The organism is Lacticaseibacillus songhuajiangensis (genome assembly GCF_003946025.1).
Taxonomy (GTDB): Bacteria; Bacillota; Bacilli; order Lactobacillales; family Lactobacillaceae; genus Lacticaseibacillus; species Lacticaseibacillus songhuajiangensis.
Genome location: NZ_RHNR01000063.1, coordinates 1 through 9584 on the forward strand (window position 1 = coordinate 1; position 9584 = coordinate 9584).

Consider the following 9584-nt stretch of genomic DNA (forward strand, 5'->3'; position numbering starts at 1 on the left):
CCTATGCATCTATTATACAACGATAACGGGTTAAGGAACTGTTACAGATAGCTTGGACAAATTATTCACCAGCCACTATCTAACGGGAATAGATGATGAGACTGTAAAAGGCTCTCCTTCAATCGCAGAGGTGATATCGAATTTTACCAACTTTGCTGAGGGATTGCCTTTTGTTGGGCACAACATTATTCGTTTTGACATTCCATTTTTGATTGCGAACGGATTCTATCAGAAAGACATTGAGGCATTGGATACTTGGAATCTTGCTGTTAAATCAGATTTTCCAGAGGAATTACCAAACCTGAAGCTGGCTACACTGAAACTCTATTTTGGTCTTCGTAATGCGTCTCACAACGCGTTAGAAGATTGTAAGACAAATATGATTGTTTATAAGCATCTCCGGGATGGTGATTTACAGCGCGTGGAACTTCCCCCACTTCCGCAGACGTTGAAAGGACTCCGCTTTGGTATTACTGGTGAATTTAGAGGTACCGCTCGGCCACAATTAAAAGAATATATCGAGTCGCATGGTGGACGAGTCACTGGAACAGTTTCACGTATGACAGATTATTTACTTCAAGGGAAGCAGCTGTCAGATTGTCTTAGCGATGGCGTGCATAGTGCAACAGAGCTAAAGGCATTTGAACTTCAAAAAAATGGAGAAAAAATCAAGATCATTGGGCTCGATGAGTTGCATGACTTAGCTGACGCGACACAGATGTAGGTTTCTGATGGTTAACAGATCCATTGAGAAAATTATTGATAAGTCAACTAGTAAGTATGTAACGAAATAAGAACTTACTACATTGATTGTTGGCACAGTCCATGTGGACTGTGCCTTTTTTTATTTTCAAAAGCAAATTTCGTTTGGTAACGCAAGTTATATGTAATTCTTCAGTGACTTAGTGAGATCATTTCACAAGCCAATATACTTCATCGCGAGAATCTTAAGTGAGGCAGAGTCTTGCAAAATATGGGCTCTTTGTTTCGCGTCAATTGTGCTATGCTGAGTTCAAATCAACTAAGGTGGGAAAACGCGATGAAAGGCAACGTAACGCGTCTAGTCGATGTCATTGACGGTAAAAACAAAATTCTCGAAATTCCCGTATATCAGCGTAATTATGATTGGAAACAAGAGAACATTGCGAAACTTTTTCAGGATTTGGTGTGGGTAGCGCAAAACGATAAGCCTTCGCATTTCTTTGGCAGCGTAGTAACGAAAACTGAGGATGGCCGTGAAGTTGTGATCATCGACGGGCAACAACGGCTCACCAGTGTTTCTCTGCTCCTAATTGCGTTGCGTCAGCGCTACTTGGATGCTGGCAATCAAGAACGAGCCGACGAAATTTACGAAACCTACCTGTACAACAAATTCTCGTCAGCGAATGATCATTACAAATTACGCCCGATTAAGCGCGACTTAGATCACTACAAGCGGTTGTTTCAAACTCCGGAGAATTTCGCTCGGCCGTCCAACATCACGACCAATTACGAATTCTTCTGCCAAGAAATGCAGACGATGCCGATTACGAATGATCAATTGCTGGATGCAATTGAGAAGCTTGAAGTGATGGAATTAAATTTGCAGGCAGATGATGATCCGCAGCTGATTTTTGAAAGTATCAATTCGACCGGCCTGGATTTAACGGATGCGGATAAGGTTCGCAACTTACTGCTGATGAATGAGAGTTACGACAAGCAGACAGAGTATTTTGAAAAATATTGGAATCCCATTGAACGTAAAAGTCAGTATGACGTCACGCCATTAATCCGCTACTGGTTGACGAATAAGCTGGGACGGGTAACCCCGAATAATCGCTTGTACACTGAGTTTAAAGCATATGTCACGCAGTATTCGGACAAGGAACAGTTGCTCCAGGAACTGTTAATGTACGCCAACAATTATGAAATATTGTTAACCGCGAATACCAGTTATCCCGAAATTGATGCTGTGCTCCAGCGTGATCAATATCTCATGATTACAACACAGAACACATTCTATTTGGGTGTACTGGCGTCAGTGCATCAGGGTGAATTGACGATGGCGGATTTTGCCGCTGTTGTTCGGGTGATTGAGAACTACCTATTCCGGCGGGCAATTGTGGAAGCACCGACGAATGCTCTGAACAAAATATTTGCTACACTACATCGTGAGGTTATGCGGCGCAAGACGCCGGGTGTGGCATACACTGACATTCTCACCGCGATTCTTTTGCAGAAGCATGAATCGGGACGTTTTCCCAGCGATGAAGAGTTTGTTGAACGGATTAGCCAGCGAGAAATCTACCGGCTAAAGTCTGGCGTTCGCAGTTTTCTTTTTGAACGATTGGAGAATGCGGACAATAAGGAAGCAGTTGATGTATTTACCGGTCTTGAGAATAAGAAGCTGTCAATTGAACACATTATGCCGCAGACCATGACCGCACAGTGGCGTCGTGATTTGGGCACTGCCGCTGACGAAATTCATCAATCGTTGTTGCATTCATTAGGTAACCTAACGCTTACTGGCTACAACTCCGAAATGCAGAACGCGCCATTTAGGCAGAAACGAGAGTATTACCTGCAGAGTCACTTAGGCATGACCCGTGAGGTTAGCGCGCAAGAAGTGTGGGGGAAAGACCAAATTAACGCGCGAACGCGGCAATTAGCTGGGCGGTTAGTTGATATTTTTGCAATGCCCAAAACGGCTTATCGTGATCCCAAGAAAGAGCACAATACGGAATCATTCGATCCGGATCGTGACTACACAGGGATGAAGTTGGTGGGTTACCAGTTTCAAGATGGCCCGTTTATTACGGATAAAGTATGGAAGCATATGCAAATCAACATTGTTGCCGATTTATATGCTCAGTATCCAGAACAGATAAACAAGCTTGCTGTTCAGGAATGGACGCCTCACGGTTCGATGCTGCCCAAAGCCTTTCACGCTAGTGCTGACGATGGTTATACGCGTATAGCCGATGGCATCTATTTGTTCACAGATAATTCGACTTGGAATAAGATGCGCATGCTCTACCGGCTGTTTGAGTATTTTGGTGTTGCTTATGATGATTTGGAAATGGAATTCAGTAATTAGCTTCTTAAGTCGATAGTGAACGACCTTCTGGTTCGTGTAGTCGTCAGATAATCTAGATTATTAGGGATAGTATGTGACGTTTTTCAACAAAGGCCAAATAAAAAGATAGGAACGTTTAGGAGATAAGGATGAAACCACAGTTTGATTTGACGCCAAAAATTGTATCAACCGAAATAGCAAATCAGTATGATTTGGATCCCGGTGAATCAGGTCGATTGTTCAAACTCGACGCCAATGCACTTTCACGAATTTCTGCCCTAATTCCAGTAGTTTCCACTTTGCCCGCAACTCAACTATACTCGGTTACGATTCCTACTGGTCAAGAGTTAATAAAGGTTGCAGGCAAGAGCCATGCATTTCGCGGCCTCTTTCACAGTACAGCCGCGGGTGCGAGAGGAATTTCGGGCCATGTGGAAATGGTGGGACTGTCACCAGCGGCAACAGTTGGTGCTGTGATGTCGGCGGCGTCTTTCGCTGTGGGACAGTACTACATGCATGAAATCAACCAGCGTTTGGAATCAGTCGACAAGAAACTGGATACGATAATTGAGTTTCAAAAATTGGGTTTTGCCAGTAAGGTGTCGGCGCTGGTAACTCGCGTACAACAGTATCAAATAACAGCAGGTGCCTTCATTGAAGATGATGATGAGCGTCAGACTGCACTTATTCATTTGAATGATGAGCAGAAGACAGCTTCCGAATTACTGGATCAAGTCCTGATGACGTTGAAGAAAAGGCAAGTTACCGATATTAATCTGAAAGCATACAAGGAAGCAACTGGCGAAATTAATAGCTTGCTACACGTCCAGCAATCGTTACTGCAAGTGATGAGTTTAATCGCGCATATGACGGCACTACAAAATGCTCGCCCGACAGAGCGTCAGGAAGCAGACTATGGTCTATTCAATACCTACCTTGCACGAGCGGTAACTAGTCAAAATCAACTACAAACTTGGCACTTGTCCAATGCCGAACGATTGCAGATCGATCTAACAAGTAGTGTGCAGCGTCGGGATAACCTTTTGACTAAAATATCGGCACGAGTAAAAGCCCCAGACGTAATTCAAACACGACTCGCGACGAAAAAGTTAAATGATAACCTCATGCAAAATATTGTTAATCAGCTCGGTGAGGATTTTACTGCTGTAAACGAGATACCAAGTGACCAGTCAACGCGTATTTTAATACGGAATGGCTCCGCGTACTTACAGATTTAGATTGAAAAGGTGTACCAAACTTTTGGCTTAGGGGCCTTTAGCATCAAATGATGTGTAGATTGCGGCGTTCTGCTTGTTGCTGAGAACGGCGGGTTTGATTTACAATCGTATCATCGACCACCATGGTATGAAAATAGCCGCGACTGAATGTGAGTACGGGATTTGGGAGTAATATAGCTCGACGTTGCATTATCAAGTCGGGGCACCAAGTTAGTCGCTGATGAAAAAACGAAGCCGTAACGTTCGTTCCATTGAGGAAAGTGAGCGTTACGGCTTCTTTTTATTTTCTAAGTACCAATTCGTAATTCGGCTCTTCCACCCCCATCGCCGCATAAAACACATCATGCGTATAAACAAACCCAAGCTTCTCCAGCACGTGCTTGGAAGCCAGGTTCCGTGGCGTGTGCCCAGCAATCAGCCGCACCGCGTGCAAACGTGTCTTAGCAAACTCAATAACCTGCCGCGCGGCTTCGGTGGCGATACCTTGGTGCCAGAACTCTGGCCGCAGGTGATAACCGAGCTCGTATTCAGCGAGTCCGCTGCTGTGCAGACCGCAGACGCCAATCAGTTCGCCGCCTGCGGTGAACAGCGGCCAGTACTGCACGCCGTCTTGTGTCTGGCTGGTGATTTCTAGTTCTAGCCGCGCCTTAATCTGTGCCGGTGTGAAGGCGTCTTTTGCGATGAGTGCGGTGACGCGCGGGTCGCCCCAGAGGAGCGTGGCCTTGTCTAAATCAGTTGCGCACCACTGGCTGAAGTGGAGGCGTTGGGTGGATTGGGGATGCATGTAATGACCTCTTTTGCAGTTAACTAAGTGCGTGAATAGCAGTGATTTCGGACGTGATGCGGGTGGTGACGGGGCCGGCGCCGAGCGGTTCGAGCGTAAACTCTGCTGAACGGCCGCGCTGCACGGAGGCCATATTGAGCACTTTGATTGCGGTGCCGTCTTTGCGCAACTGGTGGTCAGGGTTGATGCGCTGGAGGGTGGCGGTGCGCTTGCTCAGCCGCAGCACGTAGGTGGAACCGGACGCGGTTGTGATGACGTAAGCACCATCGGCCGTGTACCAGTCCAGATAGTCGCCGGCAAAAGCTTCCTGTGGTGCTGGCGCAACCAGTTAGACGATGTCCGCCTCGGGCAGGTGCTTGTACAAGCCAGCGTTAACATCGCCGCGCACTGAGATGTCGTAAGAATGGTAGTCGTTCTCAAGCGACCCCATGAAATCGGCAATCGCGATAGTCCCTTGGAGAATCTGACCGCCCAAAGGGAATTTGACCTGGTCGCCGACAATGTACTTCATTTGCTGCACGTGCATGCGCTCACCCCTCATCTTGATGTGGCGAGTATAGCACGAATTGGACATCATTTTTTCTCTTAAAACCAGAGCCATTCGGATGTAAGCTACTGCAAGTCGACATGTTTGAATTGGAAGAGCAATTGAATGCCAATGTACGTACGCGTATTATGACAAGTAAAGAAAGAAGGCGGCGAGTTGGTTAAGCATGACGTAAAGAAGTCTGAAGGCTAAATGGATTCATCGATTCACTGGAGAAGAAACCGGCACCGGATTACAGACGGCAAAGGTCGCTTCACTACAGGCCTTAATTAAAATCGCAGTGCGTAATTGAAGCCAATCGTGATCTAGGCAGAACTCAAGGAAACTTTTCGGACCGACTCACAAAAACTACTATGAAAAAACCAAATTATCTCGTATATCCAGCAGTGTTTGACAATGTTGATAACGATGGGTTCTACACTGTTACCTTTCCGGATGTGCCTGATACCGTTTCACAGGGAGAAACTCTTGAAGAAGCCGTGCAAAACGCTCCCGACGCGTTGGCCGTTGCGTTGCCAGATTATGCAAGCTACCCCAAACCAACACCGCTGGAGCAAGTGCGGGCAAACAATCCTGGATTGCTGGTAAGTCTTGTTGGTGTGGACATGCACGATGCTCGTCGTGAAATTTCTGAGGCAATCGTTCACGAAAATGTGACGATACCGAAATCCTTGGCTGAAGAAGCAAAGGTGACTGGTATCAACTTCTCTGAAACTTTAACTGAAGCACTTGAAGCAAAGCTGGGCATGTAGTCGCTCAGCTTTTTCATTTTGCACCAGATAGGCAATCTAAGCACCGCGCCGCCGCTTGTGCTATCTGTGCTACACTTGAATGCATCACAAACGAGGAGGCATCATTCATGCAACAACCCTTAGCATTCCGCATGCGCCCGCGGAATCTGGACGAGGTCGTCGGTCAGCAGCAGCTGGTCGGCGAGGGCCAGATTATTCGGCGGATGGTGCTGGCGCGCCGTCTGTCCTCGATGATTCTGTACGGCCCGCCTGGCACCGGTAAGACGAGCATCGCCGCCGCCATCGCGGGGACGACCAAGTACGCGTTCCGCATGCTGAACGCGGCGACCGACACGAAGAAGGATCTCCAGATTGTCGCCGAAGAAGCCAAAATGTCGGGGACCGTCATCCTGCTGCTGGACGAGATTCACCGCCTGGATAAAACCAAGCAGGACTTTCTGCTGCCGCACCTGGAGTCCGGCCGCATCGTGTTGGTGGGTGCAACGACCGAGAATCCGTACATGAGCATTTTGCCCGCGATTCGCAGCCGCACGCAGATCTTCCAGGTGTTCCCGCTCACCGCGGACGACATCGCGGTCGCCATCGACCGCGCGCTGACGGACAAGGAACGCGGGCTCGGCGAGTATCCGGTGGTGCTGGAACCTGCCGCGCGCACGTTCCTGAGTCAGGTGACCAACGGCGATCTGCGTAGCGCGCTGAATGCGCTGGAGTTGGCGGTGCTGTCGACACCGGAGACGGACGGGCACATCACTATCACCCAGACCATCATTCAGCAGTGCCTGCAGCGGCCAGTCATTGACGGCGATGCGAATGGGGATGCGCACTACGACGTCATCTCGGCATTCCAGAAGAGCATCCGCGGGTCGGACGTGGATGCCGCGCTGCATTACCTGGCACGCCTGATTACGATTGGCGACCTGCCGAGCATCCTGCGGCGCCTGCTAGTGATTGCCTATGAAGACGTTGGCCTGGCCAACCCGCAGACAGCCAGCCGCACACTGACGGCCATCCAGTCGGCGGAGCGCTTGGGCTTGCCGGAAGCACGCATTCCGCTGGCCAACGCCGTCATCGACTTGTGCATGGCACCCAAGTCCAACACCGCGATGGTGGCGATTGATGCAGCATTGGCCGATGTCAAGGGCGGCCACGCCGGCGCAATTCCGGATGATTTGCGCGATGCGCATTACAAGGGAGCGGCCGCACTCGGACATGGCGTTGGCTACAAGAATCCGCACGACTACCCTGGCGACTGGATCCGGCAGCAGTACCTGCCGGACACGCTGGTCGGGAAGCATTACTACCAGGCGAACACGACCGGCAAGTATGAGCAGGCACTGGCACAGCGGCTCGCGCAGATACGGCGGGCGCAGGGCGGGAAGTAACACAGAGGGTTTTCAGGATTGAATATAATTGGCTATCAGAATTACACCATTCCCGAATCTGGATATTTTCTGGATTCGGGTTTTTCTTTAGCAAAATTTGATTGTAAAGTTTAGATGATTTTGCTGTTAAAGAAATCGCTGCCAACGTGAATGCACTAATTCTGCCAAATAGGCATGTTTTGGAAATGTGAACATTGTTAACGCTTTAATACCTGTCTATAATTAACTCATTGACAAACGAAATGGGGGAAAAGCATGGCAAAGGAATATGGAATAGGGTTAGACATTGGGACGTCCAGTATTGGCTACAGTGTCGTCGATGATAATGCTGACATCATTCGTGTTAAGGGAAAAAGGGCGATTGGTGTACGTCTCTACGATGAGGCACAAAAAGCAGAGGAGCGGCGTTCATTTCGCACATCTCGTCGCCGCTTGAGTCGTCGGCGTTGGCGTTCGAATTTTGTGCGTGAGTTCTTTAATGAACATATTGCAGAAGTTGATCCTGGATTTTATGAACGCTTGAAGTATTTCGATGAATCACCACGAGATGAGCAGGCTCACGGACTGTCAAAGGCATTATTTGATTACAAAACAAATAGCGAGTTTGCACACGAGTATCCGACGATATACCATCGTCGGCATGCGTTGATGACCGAGCACAAGAAATTTGATGTTCGGGAAATTTATTTAGCTGTGCATCACATTGTTAAGTATCGTGGGCATTTTCTAAATATAGAGCCAGTGAGTCAGTTCACAAAACGCGAAATTGACTATGGTCAGATTGCGCAACAAATTAGCCAAGATTTTGCACAGGTGCTCGGGGACGACACTTTTGAGTTCAGTGCGTCTGCAGATGACTTGAAACGAATTTTACTTGCACAGGATTTACGACCGAGTGACCGAAGTGCTGAGCTGCGGCCGCTATTCACTGCGGTAGTTCATCCTACCGAAGATGCCAGCAAGAAGGAAATCAAGTCATTAGAGGCACGCAATAAAAAGATTGCCACAGAGGTAAGCAATTCGCTGTCGGGAATGCAAATCCATTTGGATGTGCTCTTGCAAATTGAAGTACAGAAGGAAGATCAAGGCGAGTGGAAGGCAACACTCGCTACAATTGAAGACTTTCTAGCGCTACATGATGGTGATATTGAAACAGAAGCCCAGCACGAGATTATTGAGCTTTTACGGGAACTATATGCTGACGCTTACCTTTCTGGAGAAATGCCGCATGGTATTTCCGCAATGATGCTTGAACGATATGAACATCATTCGTGTGATTTGGAAATGTACAAGAAACTGGCACGCCAACAGTCTAAAGACAAGCGTGACGAATTACTGGGATTGTACTCTGAGTATATTAACGGTAAAAAAAGCAAACCAGTAACGCAGGAGACCTTCTTTGATAATGTGAAGAAGGCGCTGAAAGGCGTTGATAATCCAGCAGCAAAAGAAATCTTAAGGCGTATTGAACTCGGTAAATTCATGCCAAAGTTACGCTCAAAAGAAAACACAATGATTCCGCACCAGATGCAGCAAATTGAACTTGATCGCATTATTGAAAATCAACAGGTCTATTATCCATGGCTTGCCGAAAAGAATCCGGTGGCGAAACATCTAAAGGACCAACCATATAAGCTGGACGAACTGGTTAGCTTCCGTGTGCCGTATTATGTTGGTCCGATGATTACTGCAAAGGAACAGAAGAATACTTCTGGTGCCGAATTTGCCTGGATGGAACGTAAATCAGCACCCTGGTTTAAAATCGAAGTGCAACACCTGATAAAGCAGACCAATTTGCACAAAAAGGTCATGAAGACCTATTCTTG

General features: G+C 47.7%; 9 protein-coding genes. 6 read left to right on the forward strand and 3 right to left on the reverse strand.

Going from position 1 to position 9584, the window contains the following annotated elements:
- Positions 1-52 precede the first annotated feature (52 nt).
- The 3 genes from EKM97_RS11135 (at position 53) to EKM97_RS11145 (ending at position 4293) form a co-directional block, all read left to right on the forward strand.
- Positions 53-724 (forward strand): exonuclease domain-containing protein, encoded by a 672-nt coding sequence (locus EKM97_RS11135; protein ID WP_125572485.1) that lies wholly within the window; start codon positions 53-55, stop codon positions 722-724.
- 249 nt (positions 725-973) lie between these two features.
- The gene (locus tag EKM97_RS11140) at positions 974-3076 is read left to right on the forward strand and encodes a DUF262 domain-containing protein (protein ID WP_225419285.1); all 2103 of its coding nucleotides are present in this window, start codon (positions 974-976) and stop codon (positions 3074-3076) included.
- Between the two features lie 128 nt (positions 3077-3204).
- Positions 3205-4293, forward strand: coding sequence for a hypothetical protein (locus tag EKM97_RS11145; protein ID WP_125572487.1), 1089 nt, complete (start codon positions 3205-3207; stop codon positions 4291-4293).
- A 280-nt stretch (positions 4294-4573) separates the two neighbouring features.
- Here EKM97_RS11145 and EKM97_RS11150 read toward each other — a convergent pair whose 3' ends face one another.
- The 3 genes from EKM97_RS11150 to EKM97_RS11160 all read right to left on the reverse strand — a co-directional run bounded on the left by EKM97_RS11150 (position 4574) and on the right by EKM97_RS11160 (position 5603).
- Positions 4574-5077 carry a GNAT family N-acetyltransferase gene (locus EKM97_RS11150; RefSeq protein ID WP_125572488.1) on the reverse strand — a complete coding sequence of 168 codons (504 nt, stop codon included), beginning with the start codon at positions 5075-5077 and terminating at the stop codon, positions 4574-4576.
- A 19-nt stretch (positions 5078-5096) separates the two neighbouring features.
- Positions 5097-5303 (reverse strand): hypothetical protein, encoded by a 207-nt coding sequence (locus EKM97_RS11155; protein WP_125572489.1) that lies wholly within the window; start codon positions 5301-5303, stop codon positions 5097-5099.
- Positions 5304-5405: 102 nt separating this feature from the next.
- Complete coding sequence (locus tag EKM97_RS11160) at positions 5406-5603, reverse strand: hypothetical protein (protein WP_225419284.1); 198 nt, start codon at positions 5601-5603, stop codon at positions 5406-5408.
- Positions 5604-5977: 374 nt separating this feature from the next.
- On the opposite strand from EKM97_RS11160, the gene EKM97_RS11165 reads away from it, so the two are divergent.
- The 3 genes from EKM97_RS11165 to cas9 all read left to right on the forward strand — a co-directional run.
- Positions 5978-6376, forward strand: coding sequence for a type II toxin-antitoxin system HicB family antitoxin (locus tag EKM97_RS11165; protein ID WP_125572490.1), 399 nt, complete (start codon positions 5978-5980; stop codon positions 6374-6376).
- Between the two features lie 107 nt (positions 6377-6483).
- Entirely contained in the window at positions 6484-7758 is a 1275-nt protein-coding gene (locus EKM97_RS11170) for a replication-associated recombination protein A (protein WP_125572491.1), read from the forward strand.
- Between the two features lie 255 nt (positions 7759-8013).
- A partial coding sequence (cas9, locus tag EKM97_RS11175; RefSeq protein ID WP_125572492.1) for a type II CRISPR RNA-guided endonuclease Cas9 occupies positions 8014-9584 on the forward strand: 1571 nt, incomplete at its 3' end.